Here is a 20,241-nt window from a genome sequence, read left to right as displayed (position 1 = left end):
GACCTCGCGCCGCCCCCACTCGAACAGCCAGACCCCGCCCAGGTCAGGCTCGCTCAGCCCTGCACGAGCTTGCGCCACTGCTCGACCCAGGCTTCGCGGTTGTCCTTGACCTTGTCCGCGGGCAGGGTCTGCGGGTTCGGCGGCAGCGGGGCGTCCTTGGCCCACGACTCGGGCAGCGCGACCCCCTCGCGCGACGGGTAGACGTACATCTGCTCGGCCACCTGGGCCTGGAACTTCTCGCCCAGCAGGAAGTCCAGCACCTTCTGCGCGTCAGCGGGGTTCTTGGCCCCGGCCAGCACACCCGCGTACTCGACCTGCCGGTAGCAGGTGTCCAGCACGGCCTTCGTCTTCCCACCCTCCGCCGACGGCGACGAGGCGTAGGACACCACGATCGGCCGCGTGCCCTTGGTGGCGGAGAACTCCTGGTTGTAGGCCTCTTCCCAGCCGCTCACGACCTTGACGCCGTTGGCCTTGAGCTTGGTCCAGTACTCCTGCCAGCCGTTCTCGCCGAACTTCGCGATCGTGCCCAGCAGGAACGCGAGCCCCGGCGAGGACGTGGCGGGGTTCTCCACGACCAACTCGTCCTTGAACTTCGGGTCGACGAGGTCCTCGTACGAGGCAGGCTCGGCGCCGCCGAGCTTCGCGGGGTCGATGTTCAGACACACGTCACCGACGTCCACGGCGTGCAGGCGCCCGGTGTCGTCGACCTTGTACCGCTGCGCGCCCTTCGAGGCCTCCGGCGAGGCGTAGGCGGCGAACACGCCCTCGGACAGCGCCCGCGAGGCGAACGTCGAGTCGACGCCGAACGCCAGGTCGCCGATCGGGTTGGCCTTGGTGAGCACCAGCTTGTTCGTCAGCTCGCCCGCGTCACCGTTCGCGATCTGCTTGACCGTGATCCCCGAGGACTTCTGGAACTCGTCCAGCACCTCCGGCTTCACGACGAACGAGTCGTGGGTCACCAACGTGACCTCGTGCTTCTGCGGCGCGGTCGACGTACCGGCCGAACAACCGGTCAGCGCCAAAGCGGCGACGACAGCGAAAATCCTTCTCACGTCAAATCTCTCCCTACGCCGGTATGACCCGGATCAGGTGGACGGTCGAGGGCTTGCGAGCCCTCCTCTCAGCCCGGCGCTTCACCGGACTCCCGTGGCAAACGCGCAGCTTACGTGACGTGGTGGGACGATCAGGACATGGCCGAGCTGTTGAGCGACGATCAGTTGAACGACGTGCTGCCCAAGCTGCCCGACTGGACCGCCCAGGACGCGGCGCTGGTCAGGACGGTGGAGCTGGAGAGCTTCGCGCAGGCGATCATGGTCGTGAACCGGGTCGCGGAGATCGCGGAGAACGACAACCACCACCCGGACGTCGACATCCGCTACAAGACCCTCACCTTCCGCCTGAGCACCCACTACAAGGGAGGAATCACCGCGCTCGACGTATCTCTCGCCGAGGAAATCGACGGGGTCCTGGACGCGCTGGCCTGATTCGGTCAAGATGTGCGCTGCCGCCGCCCGCGGACAGGAGAGGGAACACCCTCATGCGGTTGCTGCGCAAAAAATCAAACACAGCTCTGTTCGTCGTGGCGCTGGCAGGCAGCCTCTTGATCGCGCCGGCGGCGGCTCAGGCCGTGCCGTGCGCCCTGACGGACACGATGATCAAGGCCAGTTTCGCCTGGCTCGACAAGGGCACCGACCTCAAGGCGAACAACTGGTCCAACGCGAACTTCCACGTCGGCAACCTCGCCCAGGTGCGGACGACCGGCATCAGCAACCACAAGACGTGGCCGTGGGTGCAGGCGAACAAGTACCTGCTGCCGCTCGACCCGGCGAACCCGTACGCGCCGGACGCGCAGTCCAGCGGCGAGGCCTACCTCGACGTGTCCTACTTCCACCCGCAGCCCGAGGTGCTCCAGCCGCTGCGGGACAACCTGTACGCCCAGGCCAAGACCGGGAAGTACGACTACTGGAAGTCACCGGACGCGCTGAACATGGCCCTGCCCTCGTTCACCCGCATCGCCGTGGCCGACCTGAACCAGGACCTGCTCGACTACTCCTACAAGTCCTACCGCTCGCTCAAGCACCGCACGTTCAACGAGGTCACGGGCCTGTGGAGCCTGAACGTGCAGACCAACGGCTGGGCCGTGCAGGGCCTCGCCAAGGCGATCCTGGCGCTGCCGAAGGACAACCCGTACCGCGCCGACTACGCGAGGACGCTGCGCAAGTCCGCGCACACCCTGCGGTACCTGCAGCACCACGACGGCTTCTGGGGCGCCACCGGCAAGGACTCCGCGGCCACCGCGATGCTCACCTACGCGTTCGCGGCGGGCATCAACGCGGGCGTGCTCGACAAGGACACCTACCTGCCGTACGTGCAGAAGGGCTGGCAGGCGCTCCTCACCGCGCTGGACACCGACGGCATGCTCGGCTGGGTCGCGGCCCGCAACTCGTGGCGGCCCGCCTCAGCCGGCGACACCGCTGGGTTCGCTGTGGGCAGCTTCCTCATCGCCGGGCAGCAGCTCGTCCCGCTGACGCCGGGTTGCTAGGCCGATCGCCACGAGCGTGAGCATCCCGGCCGCCGGGTAGCCCCAGCCGAGCACCACGAAGTACCAGGGGCGCGCGAAGTCCCAGATGTTCGGCTGGGCCAGCAGCAGGAACGAGATCAGGTAGCCGCCGGTCAGCAGCACCCACAGGCCGGCGGTGATCTTGCACAGGAGGTGTCCGCCCTCGTAGATCAGCCACAGCAGGGCGGGCACCATCCACACCCAGTGGTGGCTCCACGAGATCGGCGAGACCAGCAGCCCGAGCAGCTGCACGCTGACGATCAACGCCAGCACGTCCTTGGTCCTGCTGACCGCGAACCAGGTCAGCGCGGCCACGACGAGCACGGCGACCAGGTAGATCGGCCCGGTCTTGACGTCGTGACCGACCGTGCGGCTCAACGCCCCGCGCAGCGACTGGTTGATCGCGCTGCCGACCGGCCCGACCCGGCTCGCGTCGCCGAGCAGCTGGAACCAGAACTTGTCCGACTGCGACGGCGAAATCGCCCAGCCGATGCCGTACACCGCCACGAACGCGACGAACGACCACACGGCGGCCATCCACCGGCGTTGGACCAGGAAGTACAAACCGGAGATAGCGGGCGTCAGCTTGATGCCCGCCGTGAAACCCACGCCGGCGCCACCGACCCAGTTGCGCGCACTCGCGAGCGTGCCGACCAGGATCGCGCACAGCACCAGGTTGATCTGCCCGTAGTTGAGCGTGGTGCGCACCGGCTCGATCCACAGCACCAGCGCGGTCCAGAACATCGCGCGCCGCGGGTCGTCCAGCTTCAGCAGCTTCAGGCTCGTGCGCACGATGAAGTACAGGCAGGCCAGGCAGATCAGCTGCCAGACCCAGCGCGACGCCTCCCACGGGATCCAGCTCATCGGCGTGAAGATCGCGGCCGCGAACGGCGGGTACGTGAACGGCAGCGGGAACACGTCCGCGTACTGGTCGAGCCGCCACTCGTACAGGTCGCCGGAGAACAGGTGCGGCGACCCGTTGCGGTACACCAGCAGGTCGATCATGGTCATCTTCGTCTGGAACGCGACCATCAACAGGTGCCCGGCGACCGACAACGCGAGCAGCCACGGTGCTACGGAGAGCACACGCGCTTCCACAGCACGGAGTTTCACCCCGAAAACGTTACCCGAGGCAACTTCCGGGGGTACCCCGGCGTCATAAGGACGGGAGAGATCGCAAGAGGGAGTTTCATCAGTCATGTCTGTTGATGTTGTCGTCGCCGCTGTCGCCGCTCTGGCCATGCTGGGGGTCGCGTTCGGCGTGTTCTTCGTGGCCGCCCGGACCAAGGGCAACGTGTAAGCCGTTGCAGCGCAAGCAAAAGGGGTGAGCCTCCCTTGTGGAGGCTCACCCCTTCACTTGCATCTCACGTGCTTCTGCGGCGATTAGAAATAGTGCGCACGACCGCCGACCGGCTTGCCCACTGCGCCGAGGACGGCGAGGATCGCGCCGATCACCAGAAGCACCACTCCGATGGTCGTCAGAATGCTGATACCGGCCAGCCATCCGACGACGAGCAGGATCAGACCGAGAACGATCATGACACCTCCAGGTGGGGAATCCTTCACCTGGTTACCCCACAGAGGTCGGTACAAACCTAATCGAGTGAAGCGAGCAGTTCCCGGGCTTCCCCGGTTCTCGCGGACCTCAGCTCCTCGTAGATCTGCACCGCTTCTACCAGCGCTGTCCGAGCAGCTCCGCGGTCTCCCGCGGCGAGGTGGGCCTTCGCCAGCCCCGCCAGTGCATCGGCCAGATCAGCGACGCCGTGGATGGCCCTCAACATCGACACCGCCCTCTGGTACTGGACCGCGGCCTCGCCGTGTCTCCCCATGGCCAGGTAGATGTCCCCGAGGGTCTCGTAGACCGTGGTCACGGCGGTGGTGCCCACCGATTGATCGAGCTCCGTGTACAGCGCGTCCGACTCTAGGCACAGCTCAAGGCCACGTGCGCTGTCACCCATCAGGTGATGAACACGGCCGAGCGCACCCAGGAACACAGCTGTTTGGTACTTGCTCACGAGCCCAGCCACAACGATGTGATGCACACGCTGCAACATCGCCAACGCGTCCGGCAACCGGTCCTGCATTTCGAAGACGTATGCCAGACCGCGGGAAACGTCCACACGCCCGGTGTCGTTGCCCCGTTCCTCCTCGCATCGCAGCGCGGAGCGCAGGTGGTGTTCCGCCTGGGAGTAGTCGGTCTTGGCGATGTACACGCCTCCGAGCGCACGGTGCAGCCGGGCTTGCCCGAAAACATCGTCCCGCCGTTGTGCCGCGGCCAGGGCGAGCAGTTCGGCAGCCTCGACCTCGGCCAACCGCCTCGGTCGCAGCAACGGGAGGTGCAGGGTGTAGCCCAGTCGCCACACCAGATCGTCCGCGCCGGCCGCCACCATCTCCGTCAACACCCTCAGCAGCACCCTCCATTCGACGCGGAACCACTCGTCCGCGGCCTGCCAGTCCGGGATCGCGGCCAGGACGACGGCAGGCGAGGGTGGCGCCAGCGGCGGCCAGCTGACCGTGAGCTCCGTCCGCTGGTTCGCCTCCAGCGAGGTGTGCAGGTAGTGGTCGAACATGCGGTGCGACGCATCGGCCCGCTGGTCCGGCGGCAACTCGGCAGCACGCTCTGCGACGTAGTCCCGCACGAGGTCATGCAGGGTGAAACGGCTGCCCTGAGCCATGACCAGGCTGCCGTTGGCGAGTTCGGTGAGCATCCGCCGGGCTTGCACGCGTGGGACCGCGGCGAGGCTCGCCGCGGCCTCGACGGAGAAGTCCGGACCAGGATGCACACCCAGCAGCACGAACAGTCCGGCGGCAGCCTCGCTGACCGCCCGCAACGACCACGAGAAGACCCTGCGGACACCAGAGGTGTCGTCGAGGTCGAGTGCGTCGAGCCGCTCCTGCTCCAGCTCGTCCGCGAGTGACGCGAGCGGGTCACCGAACGCCGCACGGGCGGCCACGACGCCGAGCGCGAGCGGCAGGCCCGCACAGCGTTCGACCAGCCGTGACGCCGCATCAGGCTCGGCCGCCACCCGTTGTTCGCCGATCCGTTCGGTCAGCAGATCGATCGCCGCCCGGTCGTCGAGCACGTCCAACGCGACCGGCTGGGCGCCCTCCCTCGCCACCAGCCCGCTGAGCCGGTTGCGGCTGGTGACCAGCACCAGGTTCGCCGCGCCGCCGGGCAGCAGCGGGCGGACCTGCGCCACGTCACGGGCGTTGTCGAGCAGCAGGAGCACCCGCCGTTCGGCCAGCGCCGACCGGTAGGCGGCGAGCACCGCGTCCTCGGAGGCGGGGACGTCCTTCGCCGGCACGCCGAGCGCCAGCAGGAAGTCGCGGGCCACGGTGAGCGGGTCCAGCGGCTCGGCCCGCGTGTCGAAGCCGCGCAGGTTCACGTACAGCTGGCCGTCCGGGAACCGGTCGGCCACCTGGTGCGCCCACTCGAGCGCGAGCGCGGTCTTGCCGACCCCGCCGATGCCGTTGATGGCCGAGATGAGCACGGGTTCGCCGGGGCGCGCGGCCAGCATCCGGGTCAGCCGGGCCAGTTCCTCCTCGCGGCCGACGAAGTGCGGGACCCGGGCCGGGAGCTGGCGGGGCACGGAAACGGTCGGCACCTCGCCGCTCAGCACCTGCTCGTGCGCCTCGCGCAGCCGTGGGCCGGGATCGACGCCGAGCTCGTCGACGAGGCGGTCGCGCACCTCCTGGTAGACCGCGAGCGCCTCGGCCTGCTGGTTGGAGCGGTGCAGCGCGAGCATCAGCTGCGCCGAGAACGTCTCGCGCAACGGGTAGCGGCCCACCAGCGCCCGCAGCTCCGGCACCAGCACGTCGGTGTCGCGGGCCAGGTCCTGGTCGATGCGGCGTTCCAGCGCCACGACCTGCTCTTCCACCAGCCGGGGCACGTCGTCGCGGTGCAGCGACTCCGAGGCGACGTTCGCCAGCACCGGGCCGCGCCAGAACTCCAGCGCGGCACGGTGTTCACCCTGGGCCGTGAGCGCGCGGAAGCGGGTGAGGTCGAGCTGGTCGGGCCGGACGAGGGCCGAGTAGCCGCGCGACGACGTCTGCACGCAGTTCGCGTCCCCCAGCGCCTGCCGCAGCCTGCTCACCGTCATCTGCAACGTCTTGTGCGCGCGGTCCACCGCGGGCGGCTCACCGTCCCACACGCGGTCGACCAACTCGTCGACGGTCACCAACTCGTTGGCGCGCAACAACAGCGTGGCCAGCAGGACACGGCCGCGACCAGCGGGAACGGGGACCGGTACGCCATCGGCCAGCACCTCCAGCGGCCCCAGCACCCGGTACTCGACGATCACACCGGGTGAGTCTAGGTGTGCGGTCGACTACGAGCCCGCTTCCTGCCAGCCTCTTCTCATGCGGGGAGTGAGCAGAACAGCGCTGTGGGTCGCGTCGATGCGGGCGACCGAGGCCGCGCGCCCGGACCGGTGGCACGACGACCCCTTCGCGGCGGCCGTCGCGGCAGGCGCCGACATCCCGCCGGCTCCACCGGGCGCGGCCGAGTTCATGGCCGTCCGCACCCGCTTCTACGACGACTTCCTGCGGTCCTGCGACGCCACCCAGGTCGTCGCGCTCGCCGCCGGCCTCGACGCCCGCGCGTTCCGCCTGCCCTGGGCCGCCGACGTCCGGTTCTTCGAACTCGACCTGCCGGAGCTGCTCGCGTTCAAGGACGGCCTGGTGGCCGACACGGGCGTGGTGGCGGGCTGCACGCGCATCGTGGTGCCGGTCGACCTGCGCACGGACTGGGCCTCCGCGCTGACCGCCGCCGGCTTCTCCGCCGCCCGGCCCACCGCGTGGATCGCGGAGGGCCTGCTCCAGTACCTCACCGAGCCGGACGAGAAGCGCCTGCTCGACACGGTCTCCGAGCTGTCCGCTCCCGGCAGCCGCTTCGCCTTCGACCACATGGACACCTCGGCCGACGACCGCGCGCCGGTGGTGGACGCGCTGGACCGGATCCGCAGCATGGGCGCGGACTTCGTGGCGACCGTCGAGGACCCGGCCGGGTGGCTCGCCGCGCACGGCTGGTCCGTGTCGACGGACCGCATTCCGGCGCTCGCGGAGGCGTACGGGCGGCCGTTGCCGGAGTTCATGGACGTGGCGGCGTCGAACGCGACCGCGCTGTGCACCGCGCAACTCGGCCCGGCACGCTGACCAGCCGCTAGCGTAGAGGTATGACCGCTCTGCCCAACTGGATGCGCCCTCCGCGCGGATGGCTGGTCCGCGGAGGACCGCCTCCTGGGGGCGCTTCGCCACACCGAGCTGATCGACGGAGCTCTCGTCTTCATGTTGGCACCGCAGCGGTCGTGGCACGGTCGCGTCGTTACCGCACTCACGTTCGAACTCATGAGTCGGGCTCCAAAAGGCATTGAAGCCCAGCGGGAGATGACCATCCGGTTTGATCAGCACAATCGATCAGAGCCGACCTCCTTGCCACCACCACGTCAGTTGATCCCGACCGCACCTGGTTCGCCTCCTAAGACGTCTGTTGGCCGTCGAGGTGACCTCGCCAGGGTCCGAGCATCGCGACAGCACGGTCAAGCTGAATTATGCAGAAGCGGGCATCCGTCACTACTGACTGATTAGGGAGGATGCCAACCGGCCTCCAGCCCACGTCTACGAATTGAACCCCAACCGGGATGTATTCCAAACAGGCATCCTCTGCGGCAACCTTGAACTGTCTGCGCCATTCCCGGCCGGGATCGATCTCGACAGCTTCTTCCGATCCAAGTCCTGAAACACCGAAGGCCCCCACGCAGAGGGACCTTCATACAGTGGCACGTCAGACTTGAAGCGGCACTCCATGACATCACCGTGGGTCAGCGAATTACCCACAGCGCGCGTCACGCCATCCCAATTTCCACCCTTAATTGCCCCCAAGCAGCGGCAGGCGGCGCATGAGCGACTCCATGTACTCCCAGTCTGGCGAACCGTCCTGATTCGCCGGGAGGCGAACTTTTGTCTGCTTCATCCGCGCCATGTTCCACTTGTAGCCATAAGTGAAACGGTAACGCTCAAATCTGATCACCGACGCAACGAAGAGCAGGGCCTGGCGCGACACCTGCTCCTTGGGAAACAAAACCTGCACGTCATCGGAAGCAAAGAACGGGCGATCTTGATAGAAGGCCACACCGACCGAATTTCCGTTGTACGGAACCGTGAGGCAGTGTGGCTCGAAAATCGGTTCGAGATCACACATGTCCGTGATCCCGTTGTTGTACTCGGAGGCACCGATGAACCGTGTCCCGCCAGGAGAACGCTCGGCAGCGGTAACACGCTTCCCTTTGCGGATGTCGAAGATCGATCCGAGCTCGACCTCGACCCACGTGGCAGGGTCACGCAGTTGAATGTCGGCGACATCTGAAGACGACATGCTCTTCAGAGCCAGCATGGCGTCGTCCAGCATCACCTCTTCCATTATTAGCGGAGAAAACGCGTCGTAGTCCGTGCTTATGTACGCTTCCGCAACCCATTCGTCGTCGGCGTCGACTTTCCGCATAACGGACTCACCCGAGTGGACCTCGCGATTGCGAAACATCTCCACCCAGCGGTCGCGGATCTTCACCCAGCTTCCATAGCGATCGACGCGACCGTAGTTCTTGACCTTTTCGAAGCCGTCGTTGCGCCAGAACCCGAACCAGGTCTTCCGGTCAGAGGTCGCGTGGGGAACACCGGCGGTGAAGACCATGATGCAGGTGATTACGCCGACCGGGTGAAACAACTCCGGCGGCATCGACATCACGGCTTCAAGCGTGTGCTTCTTCAGCAGGTTCCGCTTGTGCTCACCGGATGCCGTCGCACAGGAGATCGGCACGATCGCGATCCCGGTTCCACCCAGCGCCAGATTGTCGAGCATATGCTCCACGAAGCGGAGCTCGTGAAGGTCTTCCTTCGACTTGGCGTACGGAGGGTTGATCATGCCGACTGTGGCTCGATGCGCACGCACTCCCCGCGTGATGGCGGGATCGAAGCACGAACCTTGGTACAGATTCGTCTTCCCGTCACCCCTCAGGATCATGTTGGATGCCGCGAGCGCGTACATCGTCGGGTTCTGCTCGATGCCGATCAGTTGATCCCTCTTGATCGACTCGATCTCGGCCTCGGTTGTGGCGGATTTCATCATCTGCACCATCGCGGAGATGAGGAATCCACCTGTGCCGCCACAGATATCCAGAACCTTGTCCGCTTTGGTCACATTGGCCAGCAGGCTGAACAGCTCGGTGACGTGCTTGGGAGTCAGCACGATGCCGAGCCCGCGACCATCACCACCCGTGTACTTCAGGAATTCCCCGTAGAAGGCACCGACCACGTCGAAGTCGTGATACACCGTGATAAACGGCATCACCTTCTCGGCGAGCATGGTGACAATCTCACTGAGCAGGCCTTTCGGATAGCCCTTGGTCGGCTTCCTCAGCTCAGGATGCACCTGGATGTTCGTGAAGGGCTGGGTGATGTTCTCCAACTTTGAAACCGGAAGCCTCGCTTCCCTGATCACCTTCTTTATCGATTGGATCCAGAATTCCGGGAGATCAGTTGCAGGGTATTCCCCGTAGGTCTTCGCGAACACTGCATCTTTGAGAGCGATGAGCGTGCCGGCTACCGCCAGCGGCTTTTCCTTCTCCTCAAGTTCAGCTTCGTCGCGCATGAACTCGTGCATTTCCATCGAGAACGAGATGAGATCGCGCTCACGTTGCTGCTGAACCTTGGGATCGAAGGACGCTGCAGCGATCAGGTCGTCCATGCCGATCAGCTCGGTAATCAGTGCCCCGGTAGGCGACATCAGCGGCTTCACGTCCTCGGTGCCCTTGGGCACCACGAAGAAGGACCATCGGCTGTTCCTCGGAGTTCCCGAGACTGCGACCGCGATGACCGTGTAATTGGGTGAGAGATAGCGTGCGTAGTGCAGAACGCCGTCGACAGCGAAGTCCTTAGGCTGGTCACCCGTGCTGGACTCGTGGTTCTTCGTCTCAGCCTTGCACTCGACGACCACCACCATGTCAGGAGTTGCTGGCGCGGTGATGATGAATTCGGGGTAGCCAGCCCCACCCTTGCCCGACTTGGACGCCTTCGAAAGCGCGGTGCGAATGGACTGAACCACCGATTGCTGCTTCTCGACCACCACCGCTTCTTCGTCGTCGTAGAAGCCGAGCCTTCGGAGGGTGGCCTCGACCATGTCTTCGGTAATTCGCTCATTCGCCATGTCAGGCCCCCTGTTGTCACTGCCGTCCAATGAGCAAGTGGTGCACCGGCTTCTGGCCACCTTCAGTCATATCCTCGGTGCGCACCCTTACGAACCCTACCCGTCGGCACCGAAATGGATCGTTCATTTCGAGAGCGGGCGAATGAGTGAGCCGCCGTGCCACTCAGACGTTGAAGCGGAACTCCACCACGTCGCCGTCGGCCATCACGTAGTCCTTGCCCTCCATGCGGACCTTGCCCGCCGCCTTCGCGTCGGCCTTCGACCCCGCCGCGACCAGGTCCTCGAACGACACGACCTCGGCCTTGATGAAGCCCTTCTCGAAGTCCGTGTGGATGACGCCCGCGGCCTGCGGGGCCGTCGCGCCCTGCGGGATGGTCCAGGCGCGCGCCTCCTTCGGGCCCGCGGTCAGGTAGGTCTGCAGGCCAAGGGTGTGGAAGCCGGCGCGGGCCAGGGAGTGCAGGCCCGGCTCGTGCTGGCCGATCGACTCCAGCAGCTCCAGGGCCGACTCCTCGTCGAGTTCGAGCAGCTCGGACTCGACCTTGGCGTCGAGGAACACCGCGTCGGCCGGGGCGACCAGCTCGCGCAGTTCCTTCTGGCGGGCCTCGTCGCCCAGGACGCCCTCGTCGGCGTTGAAGACGTAGAGGAACGGCTTCGTCGTCAGGAGCGAGAGCTCGCGGATCAGCGAGTTGTCCACTTCGGACTGTGCGGAGAAGAGGGTGCGGCCGGAGTCGAGGATCTCCTTGGCCTTCTGCGCGGCCTCGAGGGCGGCGCGGCGGTCCTTCTGCATCCGCGCCTCCTTCTCCAGGCGCGGGATGGCCTTCTCCAGGGTCTGGAGGTCGGCGAGGATCAGCTCGGTGTTGATCGTCTCCATGTCGGAGGCCGGGTCCACGCGGCCGTCGACGTGCACGACGTCCGGGTCGTCGAAGACGCGGATGACCTGGCAGATCGCGTTGGCCTCGCGGATGTTCGCGAGGAACTTGTTGCCGAGGCCCTCGCCTTCCGACGCACCCTTCACGATGCCCGCGATGTCGACGAACGACACGACGGCCGGCACCTCGCGCTCGGAGCCGAAGATCTCGGCGAGCTTGGTGAGGCGCGCGTCCGGCAACGGCACCACGCCGACGTTCGGCTCGATGGTCGCGAACGGGTAGTTCGCGGCGAGCACGTCGTTGCGCGTGAGCGCGTTGAAGAGGGTGGACTTGCCGACGTTGGGCAGGCCGACGATACCGAGGGTCAAACTCACGGGTGACGAGTCTACGGCAGGCCACGGTCATGTCCGATTCCCGCGAGCCATTGCCCGTTCCCGCTGGCAGGATCGTTGGCATGGTCATTGACGAAGAGCACGCGTATCGGGTGTGCGCCGCACGTGACGCCCGTTTCGACGGGTGCTTCATCCACGCGGTCCGCACGACCGGCATCTACTGCCGGCCGTCGTGCCCCGCGGTGACCCCGAAGCGCCGCAACAGCCAGTTCTTCCTGACGGCCGCGGCCGCGCAGTCGGCCGGGTTCCGCGCCTGCCGCCGGTGCCTGCCGGACGCGGTGCCCGGCTCGCCCGAGTGGAACCTGCGCGCCGACCTGGCCGCTCGCGCGATGCGGCTGATCAGCGACGGCGTCGTCGAACGGGACGGCGTCACCGGCCTGGCCACGCGCCTGGGCTACTCGGAACGCCACCTCACCCGCGTCCTGACCGCCGAGCTCGGCGCCGGGCCGCTGGCGCTGGCCCGCGCCCACCGCGCGCACGCCGCCCGGTTGCTCATCGAGACGACCGAGCTGCCGTTCGCGGACATCGCGTTCGCGGCGGGGTTCGCGTCGGTCCGCCAGTTCAACGACACCATCCGCATGGTCTTCGCCTCGACACCGTCCGACATGCGCGGCCGCGGCAAGGCTCCCGTCGGCACGCCGGGCCGGATCGTGCTGCGGCTGCCGTACCGGCCGCCGTTCGACGCGGAAGGGCTCCTCGCGCACTTCCGGGCGCACGCACTGCCGGGCGTCGAAGAGGTGACCGATCACGAGTACGCCCGGACGCTCTCGCTGCCGCACGGCGAGGCGACGGTCCGGCTGACGTTCCCCGCCGACCACGTCCTGTGCTCGCTGCGCCTGGCCGACATGCGCGACCTGGGCGCGGCGGTCTCCCGGATCCGCCGGCTGCTCGACCTCGACGCCGACCCGGTCGCCGTGGACTCGTTCCTCGGCGCGGACCCGGTGATCGGCCCGCTGGTCCGCAGGACGCCCGGCATCCGGGTGGCGGGCAGCGTCGACGGGGCCGAGACCCTGCTGCGGCTGGTCGCGCCGTACGCCGGCGTGCCGCTGCAGGTCCCGGACGGCGCGTTGACCCACCTCTACTCGGCGGGCGACCACCCGATCACCGAGGCGCTGGCCACCGGCAGACTCGCGGTGGACGTGGGGCGCTCGATCGAGGACCTGACCGCGGAACTCGCACCACTGGTCGGCCCCCGAGTGGCCGACGAGGTGGCCATGCGGGTGCTGGGAGCACCGGACGTGCTGGTGCTCCCCGAGAGCATGCGATCCCTGGCTTCCCACGGCCCCGACTGGCGGCCGTGGCGCTCCTACGCGGGAGCACACCTGACGAGGAAGGCAGCAACATCATGAGCGTCGCGCACACGTCCACTGTGGACACCCCGGCGGGGCCGTTCACCGCGATCGTCGCGCCGGACGGAGCGGTGCTGGCCAGCGGCTGGACCGCGGACATCGCCCTGCTGACGCCCCAGATCCACGCGTCCCTGATGCCGTCGGAGATCACCTCGAAGAAGGACCTCGGCGACGTCACCAAGACCGTCATCGCCTACCACGAGGGTGACCTGACCTCGATCGACACCGTGGAGGTCCGGCAGAAGTCCGGCCCGTTCCTCCAGCACGCGTGGGACGTTCTCCGCACGGTCCGCGCCGGCGAGCCCGTGACGTACAGCGAGTACGCGGAACTCGCCGGGCGTCCGGCCGCGATCCGTGCCGCGGCCTCGGCCTGCGCGCGCAACTCCGCGGCGCTGTTCGTGCCGTGCCACCGGGTGATCCGGATCGGCGGCAACCTGGGCGGGTTCCGCTGGGGCCTGGACGTCAAGCGCTGGCTGCTCGCCCACGAGGCCTAACCGACGAGGGTGATCTCCGGCGCCGACCCGGTCACCAGCTCCGTCCCGCACCGCGGGCACGGGGTCGTGACCGGGCCGGTGCCGGAGGTCAGGTGGCCTTCGAGGCCCAACCAGTCGTCGATCCCGTTGTCACGGCACGTGTGACAGCCGACGCGGTAGTGCAGCCGCACCCGTGGTTCCGCGGCCAGTTCGGAGGCCTGCGCCTCCGGCTGCGTCAGGTCGTCGAACGGCGCCCACCACGACGTGATCCGGCACCGCAGTGCGCGCTCGGCACCGTGGTCGGTCGTGTCGAACGCGCTCACCCGGATCGGCGTGGGGTGCTCGTCGGTCGCGCACAGGCCGTACGACATGCCGTGCTGCAACTGCACGACGCGTCCCACTCGGCGGCACACGAAGCAGTCGTGCGAGTACTCCAGCCGGTTGGACCACACGAAGTGGGCGGCCGGGGTGACCGTGACGCGCGCGGTGATCTCCACGTGGGACAGCACGAGCTGAGGCTAACCCAGGGACACCTCCAGCGTGGATCCCGTGCGCGCCTTGCGAACCCTCAACCGGGTGGGAATCCGCTGCCGCAGTTCCTCCACATGCGACACCAGCCCGACCACCCGGCCACCGGCGCGCAGCTCGTCGAGCGTGTTCATCACGATGTCGAGCGTGTCCGAGTCGAGCGTGCCGAAGCCCTCGTCGACGAACAGCGTGTCCAGCAACGCGCCGCCGGTCTCGTTGGCCACAACGTCGGCCAGCCCGAGCGCGAGCGACAGCGAGGCCAGGAAGGACTCGCCGCCGGACAACGTCTTCGCGGGACGCGACCGGCCCGAGTAGTCGTCCAGCACGTCGAGGCTCAGGCCGCCGCGGGTGCCGCGGGCGCCGGCCGAGTCGGAGTGCACGAAGCTGTAGCGGCCCTGGCTCATCCGGTGCAGGCGGGCGGACGCGGCGACCGCGACCTCCTCCAGCCGGGCGGCCAGCACGTACGAGCGCAGCGTCATCTTCTTCGAGTTCTGGCCGCGGCCGTTGATCACGTCGGTGAGCGCGTCCAGCTCCGCGTACGAGGCCTCCAGGGGCTCCAGCGACTTCCACTCGGCACGCAGCCGGGCCGCCAGCTGACCGACCCGGTCCAGCGCCGCGCGGGCACGGGCCAGGCGCGTCGCGGCCTCCGACGCGGCGGCACGGGCCGAGGACGCCGCGGCGGTCACCTCGTTCAGCTCGACGGCCGTGGCCGGGTCGACCTCGGCCAGCTCCTCCAGCGTGGCCATGGCGGTGGCGCGGGCACGTTCCCAGGCGGCGATGCGGTCGTCCAGCGCCTGCAGCTTGATCGCCGGACGGGCCGCGGCCAGCGCGGTGTCCACGTCCGGGAAGCCCGCTTCGGCGGCCAGCGCGGCCACGGACGCCTGCTGCTCCTCGACGCGGGCGAGGGCGTTGGCACGGGCGGTGCGGCGCTCGTCCAGCTCCACCAGCGCCTTGGCCAGGCGCAGCAGGTGATCGCGGCGGGTCAGTACGTCCTCGTGCTCGCCGCGCGCCTTGTCCAGGCGGGCACCGCGTTCCTCCACGACCGCGACCAGCGACGCGTGCTCGGTGCGCAGGCCCACCAGGTCCTGCTCGACCTTGCCCTTCTCGCTGCCCAGATCCCGGGTCTTGGCCTCCAGGCCGACGAACTCGTTCTGCCGCTGCGACCGGGTGCGGGCGAGCTCCACGGCCGCGCGGTACTCGGCCAGCGCCGCCGCGGGCTCCTCGGACCCCAACGCCTCCCAGCAGGCCTGGATGCGCAGCTCGGCGGCGTGGGCGGCGCGTTCGGCCTCGTTGCGGCGGTCCAGCGCGGCCTGTTCGTCGCGCGCGGCCTCTTCCTCGTCCCGCGCGTCGACGCCACCCAGCATCGGTTGCGCGGGCGCCGGGTGCGACGGAGAACCGCAGACCGCGCACGGCTTGCCGCGCTGCAGTGCCGCCGCCAGCTCGATCGCCATGTTCTCCAGGCGCTGGTGGCGGACCTGCTGCAGCACGTCCTTGGCCTTCTGGTGGACGTCGATCGCCTGGTGCAGCTCGTTCTTGGTGCGCTCCAACGCCCGCGTGGCACCGGGCAGGGCCTCGGCCGCGTCGGCACGGGTCTTCAACGACTCCAGCCTGGCGGAGGCCTCGACGGCGGCGTCCAGCTGGGCACGGCACTGCGCCAGGCGTTCCGGCAGCACCTCCAGCTCGGCGTTCAACGCCAGCAGGCGGCGTTCCACCTGGTACGAGGCGTGCTTGAGCTCCGAGAGCCTGCGCTCGTCGGACTTCTGGCGTTCCGCCTCGGCCGCCAGCTCGGCCAGCCCACCCGCTTCCTCGCGGTGGCGCTCGGCGTCCTCCCGCAACGAGGAACCGGTGTAACCCAAGCGCGCCAGCGCTTCCGCGGCACGGGCCTCGTCACGGACCGCGAACTCATAGGACTGCTGGAGCTTCGCGATCTCCCCGAACGCCGGAACGACCGGGATCGCGCGGCGGGCCGCGTCCCGTTCGGCGAACCAGGAGGCCGAGTCGGCGGCCTCCACGCGGTCGAGCATCTCGCGCGCCTCGCGGACGCGGCGGATCTGGTCGGCCTGCACCCGAGCCTGGGCCAGCAGCGCGTCCGCGCCGTCGGCCAGCCCCGCCGTCTCCTCCGACAGCGCCTCGGCCTCGCGAACGGCCGTGGAAAGCCGGTCCAGCACCGATTCCAGCCAACCCGGCTCGAACGACGGTTCCTCACCCGCGGCCTCGGCCACCCGGTGCATCAGCTCGGTGGCGGCCTGCCGGCGCTCCTCCAGCACCCGCCCCGCCACGACCCTCTTGTCGCGGAACCACTTCTCGACGTCGAGGAACCGCTCGGTGCCGAAGAGCTTCTCCAGCAGCACCTCGCGTTCCGCGGTGTCCGAGCGCAGGAACCGGGCGAACTCGCCCTGCGGCAGCAGGACCACCTGGAAGAACTGCTCGTACGACATGCCCAGCAGGTCTTCCACCGCGCGGGCCACGTCGTCGATGCGGGTGATGCCCTCGCCGTCCCAGCCTTCGAGCCACGTCAACGAGCACTTCGCCGGCTGCGTGGTGAACCCGCCGCCGCGCTTCTTCGGCCGGTCGAACTCGGGCGAGCGCACGATCCGGAACCGCCGCGACTGCACGGTGAGCTCCAGCGACACCGACGTCGGCACCTCCGGATCGGCGTACTCGCACCGCAGCTTCTTCACGTCACCACGGGCACCCGGCACGCGGCCGAACAGCGCGAACGCCACCGCGTCCAGCAACGTCGTCTTGCCCGCGCCCGTGTCGCCGTGCAGCAGGAACAACCCGTCGGCACCCAGTTCGTCGAAGTCGACGACCTCCGGCCGCGGGTACGGGCCGAAGGCGGTGAGCTCCAGGCGGTGCAGCCTCATTGCTCCTGCTCCCTCGCGACCGCGGAGAAAGCCTCGCGCAGCAACGACATCTCGGCCTCGGTGGGCTCGGAACCGCGAGCGTCGGACACGAAGCAGCAAGCCACTTCCTCGTCGGTGCGGCCGCGCACCCGATCGGCGTACGTCATGGCGTGCCGCAGCCCCTGTTCCGGCCGCCACTCCACGTGCACCGCGTGCTCGAACCGCGTCTGCAGCTGCCGCAACGCGTCCATCGGCCGCACCTGGTCGGTCAGCACGACCGACAGGAAGTGGTCCTCCAGCGGGGCGTGCGCCGGATCGGCCAGCACGTCGGCCAGCGTGCCGGTCACCGTCGCGAGCTTGCGCGGCACCGGCAGATCACGCCGTTCGACCCCGACGAGACCGCCCGCGTCCAGCTCCACCAGCCAGACCGACTTGCGCTGCCGCGCCTCGGAGAACGAGTACGCCAGCGGACTGCCCGAGTAGCGCAGGTTCTCCGCCAGCGTCTGCGGGCCGTGCAGGTGCCCCAGTGCCACGTAGTCGACGCCGGAGAACACCTGCATCGACACGTCCTGCACACCGCCCACGGCGATGGTGCGCTCGGACTCCGACGGCGCCCCGCCCGTCACGAACGCGTGCGCCAGCACCACCGAACGCGCCTCGCGCGATGCCAGGTCGGCGCGAATCCGCCGCATCGCCTCGGTCAGCACGGGCGCGTGGCCCTTGTCCGCGATCCCGAGGACGTGCCGCGCCGGTTCCGGTTCCAGGAACGGAATCCCGTACACCGCGACGGGCCCGTGCTCGTCCTCCAGCTCGACGGGCTTGTCCAGCAACGAGATCTGCGTGCGCAGGTGCAGCCCGCCCGCCGCGGCGAACTCGCCGAACACCCCGATCCGCGCCGCCGAGTCGTGGTTGCCCGGCGTGATCACGATCCGCGCCCCGGCCGCGCGGATCCGCATGAGCACCCGCTCGCACAACGACACCGCGTCGGCGGATGGCACCGCGCGGTCGTAGAGGTCGCCGGAGATGACCACGACGTCGACCTTCTCGTCGGACACCAGGTCAGCGAGGCCGCTCAGCACCGACTCCTGCTCCACGAGCAGGTCGCGGCCGTGGAACGTCCGGCCCACGTGCCAGTCGGAGGTGTGCAGGATCCGCATGGCACCAACCGTAGAGACGGGGTCCGACAAAACTCCGGGAGGGTTCCCGGCGTGTCACCCGATCGAGTTCAACATCTCTGAGGGAGCATCATCGGTGCCGTGACCGCAGTGATCATCACCGCCTCGCTCGTCCTGGCGCTCGTCTGCGCCGGGGCGCTGGTGTTCGTCCACCGCCTCTACCAGGACAGCGTCCGGCGCACCGACGAGGCGCTCCAGGCCATCACCGCCGAACGCGCGCGCTACGACGCCCAGCAGCAGGCCCTGCAGCGGTACGAGGTGGCGTTCTCCAGCGTCAGCGGCCGCGGTGAGCTCGGCGAGCAGGTCCTCGTTGAAACAGCGCGCGCACTCGGCCTGAGGGAGAACCTCCACTACACGCTCCAGACGGACGTGGCGGGCGGCGGAGCGGTGCGCCCGGACATGGTCCTCAACGTCGGCGGCGGCCGCATGGTCCCGGTCGACTCGAAGATGTCCATGGCCTGCTGGGCGGAAGCGGTCGAAACGGACGATCCCCAGGAACGCCAGGACGCGCTGCGGGTGCACGTCCGCAACATCCGCTCCCGCGCCGCCGAACTGGCCGGCAAGGGCTACCAGCGCTGGGCCGACGCGATCTACGGCACGATCATGTTCGTGCCCAACGACGGTGCCGTCGTCGCCGCCCTCGACACCGACCCCGAACTGCTGCGCTGGCTGCTCGACCGCCGCGTCTTCCTGTGCGGGCCGACCGGGTTCGCCGTGATCGCCTCCAGCGCGATGTTCGCCGTCACGGAACGAGCGCTGGCCGACGACGTGGAGCAGGTCAGGCTGCAGGCAGGCCGCGCCAACCGGGCCGCCGACACCGCCATCGAGGCCGTCAACCTCTCCACCACCCACCTGCAGCGCTTCCTGTCCGCACGGCGGCGCGAGCTGGACGCGCTGGAGGGCTTCCGGGCGAGCGTGGAACCGCTGACCGAGGCCTCCGCCACCCCGACGCCGCTCCCGCTCGTCCGAAGGGCGGACGAGCAGTCCGCGTAAAACGCACGGAGCGTGCCGTCAGGTTGCTTCTGGGTGAGAAAGCAGCGGACCCACGAACACCTAATGGCGGAACGGCTACCGTGTGCGGCGTGAGTGACGTGCGCGACCGTTCGGCGGCCTTCGATGACGACATCGAGGACTACGACGCCGTTCCGTGGAACTACCGGGCCATCTTCGGGTCGTTCAAGGGCGTCCCGTGGTGGGCCGCGATCCTGTCGGCGCTGGTCCCGGCCTTCATCGGCGCGTTCATCGACATCAACTCCAGCAAGACCGTCGGCTGGACGTTCAACGCCGTGTTCTTCCTCGGCGCCCTCGCCGGCATCCTGCTGGTCCAGCGCCGCAGCCTGTTCGCGCCGATGGTGCAGCCGCCGCTGATCCTCGCCGCCACGGTGCCCACGCTCGTGCTGCTCACCGGCGGTGTGCAGAAGGGCGGCCTGTCCTCCATGGCGCTCGGCCTGGCCAAGCCGCTGATCGACAGCTTCCCGGTCATGGCCATCACGACCGGCGTCACCGTCGCGCTGGGCATCATCCGGATCTTCATCCAGAAGGACCCGAACCGGCCGTCCAAGGACGAGGTCCGCGAGGCCAAGGCCGAGCTGAAGACGCGCAGCAAGCCCGCCCCGCGCAAGCCCGCGCGCGAGGAGGCCGCGGAGGAGGAGCGTCCGCGCCGCCCCCGTCCCGAGGGCGCACCGGCCCGTCGTCCTCGCCCCGAAGGCGCACCGGCACGCCGCCCGCGCCCGGAAGGTGCCACCCGCGGTGAGCGTCCGGCAGGCCAGCGCAGGCCGCGGCCACCGCGCGAGGACCGCTAGCGGGTTGTTCGCCATCGTCCGGCGAACCACGTACAACGGATCACGGA

At 68.6% G+C, this 20,241-nt stretch carries 16 protein-coding genes; 7 read left to right on the top strand and 9 right to left on the bottom strand.

From position 1 onward, the window contains the following. Positions 1–53 precede the first annotated feature (53 nt). The gene (locus tag ACWEIJ_RS27830; protein WP_449840184.1) at positions 54–1,052 is read right to left on the bottom strand and encodes a thiamine ABC transporter substrate-binding protein; all 999 of its coding nucleotides are present in this window, start codon (positions 1,050–1,052) and stop codon (positions 54–56) included. Positions 1,053–1,190: 138 nt separating this feature from the next. Between ACWEIJ_RS27830 and ACWEIJ_RS27825 the strand changes: the two genes are divergently transcribed. Both ACWEIJ_RS27825 and ACWEIJ_RS27820 read left to right on the top strand, forming a co-directional pair. Then, positions 1,191–1,484 carry a 4a-hydroxytetrahydrobiopterin dehydratase gene (locus tag ACWEIJ_RS27825; protein ID WP_449840183.1) on the top strand — a complete coding sequence of 98 codons (294 nt, stop codon included), beginning with the start codon at positions 1,191–1,193 and terminating at the stop codon, positions 1,482–1,484. Positions 1,485–1,537: 53 nt separating this feature from the next. Next, the gene (locus ACWEIJ_RS27820) at positions 1,538–2,542 is read left to right on the top strand and encodes a glycoside hydrolase family 88 protein (protein WP_449840182.1); all 1,005 of its coding nucleotides are present in this window, start codon (positions 1,538–1,540) and stop codon (positions 2,540–2,542) included. Here the strand turns inward: ACWEIJ_RS27820 and ACWEIJ_RS27815 are convergent. The 3 genes from ACWEIJ_RS27815 to ACWEIJ_RS27805 all read right to left on the bottom strand — a co-directional run bounded on the left by ACWEIJ_RS27815 (position 2,459) and on the right by ACWEIJ_RS27805 (position 6,861). After that, on the bottom strand, positions 2,459–3,673 hold the full coding sequence (locus tag ACWEIJ_RS27815) for a mannosyltransferase (RefSeq protein WP_449840181.1): 1,215 nt from the start codon (positions 3,671–3,673) through the stop codon (positions 2,459–2,461). The two genes, ACWEIJ_RS27820 and ACWEIJ_RS27815, sit on opposite strands and share 84 nt — an antisense overlap. A gap of 270 nt (positions 3,674–3,943) precedes the next feature. Continuing rightward, a complete protein-coding gene (locus ACWEIJ_RS27810) occupies positions 3,944–4,099 on the bottom strand; it encodes a DUF6131 family protein (protein WP_086662791.1) in 156 nt (51 codons plus the stop codon). 56 nt (positions 4,100–4,155) lie between these two features. Next, on the bottom strand, positions 4,156–6,861 hold the full coding sequence (locus tag ACWEIJ_RS27805) for a BTAD domain-containing putative transcriptional regulator (RefSeq protein ID WP_449840180.1): 2,706 nt from the start codon (positions 6,859–6,861) through the stop codon (positions 4,156–4,158). 67 nt (positions 6,862–6,928) lie between these two features. On the opposite strand from ACWEIJ_RS27805, the gene ACWEIJ_RS27800 reads away from it, so the two are divergent. Continuing rightward, positions 6,929–7,714, top strand: a complete 786-nt coding sequence (locus ACWEIJ_RS27800; RefSeq protein ID WP_449840179.1) for an SAM-dependent methyltransferase — start codon at positions 6,929–6,931, stop codon at positions 7,712–7,714. 712 nt (positions 7,715–8,426) lie between these two features. Here ACWEIJ_RS27800 and ACWEIJ_RS27795 read toward each other — a convergent pair. Then, positions 8,427–10,760, bottom strand: a complete 2,334-nt coding sequence (locus ACWEIJ_RS27795) for an N-6 DNA methylase (protein WP_449840178.1) — start codon at positions 10,758–10,760, stop codon at positions 8,427–8,429. A gap of 163 nt (positions 10,761–10,923) precedes the next feature. Next, the gene (gene ychF, locus ACWEIJ_RS27790; protein WP_449840177.1) at positions 10,924–12,003 is read right to left on the bottom strand and encodes a redox-regulated ATPase YchF; all 1,080 of its coding nucleotides are present in this window, start codon (positions 12,001–12,003) and stop codon (positions 10,924–10,926) included. An 80-nt stretch (positions 12,004–12,083) separates the two neighbouring features. Here ychF and ACWEIJ_RS27785 point away from each other — a divergent pair, with 80 nt between their 5' ends. Together ACWEIJ_RS27785 and ACWEIJ_RS27780 are read left to right on the top strand one after the other, a co-directional pair. Then, entirely contained in the window at positions 12,084–13,370 is a 1,287-nt protein-coding gene (locus ACWEIJ_RS27785) for a bifunctional transcriptional activator/DNA repair enzyme AdaA (RefSeq protein WP_449840176.1), read from the top strand. Next, positions 13,367–13,864 carry a methylated-DNA--[protein]-cysteine S-methyltransferase gene (locus ACWEIJ_RS27780; RefSeq protein ID WP_449840175.1) on the top strand — a complete coding sequence of 166 codons (498 nt, stop codon included), beginning with the start codon at positions 13,367–13,369 and terminating at the stop codon, positions 13,862–13,864. Before ACWEIJ_RS27785 ends, ACWEIJ_RS27780 begins: the two co-directional genes overlap by 4 nt. Here the strand turns inward: ACWEIJ_RS27780 and ACWEIJ_RS27775 are convergent. From ACWEIJ_RS27775 to ACWEIJ_RS27765, 3 genes are read right to left on the bottom strand one after another with little or no spacing between them, the layout of a single operon-like run. Further along, complete coding sequence (locus ACWEIJ_RS27775; protein ID WP_449840174.1) at positions 13,861–14,352, bottom strand: hypothetical protein; 492 nt, start codon at positions 14,350–14,352, stop codon at positions 13,861–13,863. The two genes, ACWEIJ_RS27780 and ACWEIJ_RS27775, sit on opposite strands and share 4 nt — an antisense overlap. A gap of 9 nt (positions 14,353–14,361) precedes the next feature. Then, positions 14,362–17,238 carry an AAA family ATPase gene (locus tag ACWEIJ_RS27770; protein ID WP_449840173.1) on the bottom strand — a complete coding sequence of 959 codons (2,877 nt, stop codon included), beginning with the start codon at positions 17,236–17,238 and terminating at the stop codon, positions 14,362–14,364. Further along, on the bottom strand, positions 17,235–18,374 hold the full coding sequence (locus ACWEIJ_RS27765) for an exonuclease SbcCD subunit D (protein WP_449840172.1): 1,140 nt from the start codon (positions 18,372–18,374) through the stop codon (positions 17,235–17,237). Before ACWEIJ_RS27765 ends, ACWEIJ_RS27770 begins: the two co-directional genes overlap by 4 nt. Before the next feature lie 99 nt (positions 18,375–18,473). On the opposite strand from ACWEIJ_RS27765, the gene ACWEIJ_RS27760 reads away from it, so the two are divergent. Both ACWEIJ_RS27760 and ACWEIJ_RS27755 read left to right on the top strand, forming a co-directional pair. Continuing rightward, positions 18,474–19,385, top strand: a complete 912-nt coding sequence (locus ACWEIJ_RS27760) for a DNA recombination protein RmuC (protein WP_355445902.1) — start codon at positions 18,474–18,476, stop codon at positions 19,383–19,385. 89 nt (positions 19,386–19,474) lie between these two features. Beyond that, the gene (locus ACWEIJ_RS27755) at positions 19,475–20,194 is read left to right on the top strand and encodes a DUF6542 domain-containing protein (protein WP_449840171.1); all 720 of its coding nucleotides are present in this window, start codon (positions 19,475–19,477) and stop codon (positions 20,192–20,194) included. Positions 20,195–20,241: the final 47 nt, after the last annotated feature.

This window comes from Lentzea sp. NPDC004789 (assembly GCF_053601075.1).
This window is presented reverse-complemented; position numbering and strand designations above follow the sequence as displayed.

Excerpts from the sequence above, each read along its gene's own strand:
- ACWEIJ_RS27825 (WP_449840183.1), top strand. The coding sequence starts at position 1,191 with ATGGCCGAGCTGTTGAGCGACGATCAGTTGAACGACGTGCTGCCCAAG.
- ACWEIJ_RS27765 (WP_449840172.1), bottom strand. The coding sequence starts at position 18,374 with ATGCGGATCCTGCACACCTCCGACTGGCACGTGGGCCGGACGTTCCAC.
- ACWEIJ_RS27770 (WP_449840173.1), bottom strand. The coding sequence starts at position 17,238 with ATGAGGCTGCACCGCCTGGAGCTCACCGCCTTCGGCCCGTACCCGCGG.
- ACWEIJ_RS27820 (WP_449840182.1), top strand. The coding sequence starts at position 1,538 with ATGCGGTTGCTGCGCAAAAAATCAAACACAGCTCTGTTCGTCGTGGCG.
- ACWEIJ_RS27810 (WP_086662791.1), bottom strand. The coding sequence starts at position 4,099 with ATGATCGTTCTCGGTCTGATCCTGCTCGTCGTCGGATGGCTGGCCGGT.
- ACWEIJ_RS27795 (WP_449840178.1), bottom strand. The coding sequence starts at position 10,760 with ATGGCGAATGAGCGAATTACCGAAGACATGGTCGAGGCCACCCTCCGA.
- ACWEIJ_RS27780 (WP_449840175.1), top strand. The coding sequence starts at position 13,367 with ATGAGCGTCGCGCACACGTCCACTGTGGACACCCCGGCGGGGCCGTTC.
- ACWEIJ_RS27785 (WP_449840176.1), top strand. The coding sequence starts at position 12,084 with ATGGTCATTGACGAAGAGCACGCGTATCGGGTGTGCGCCGCACGTGAC.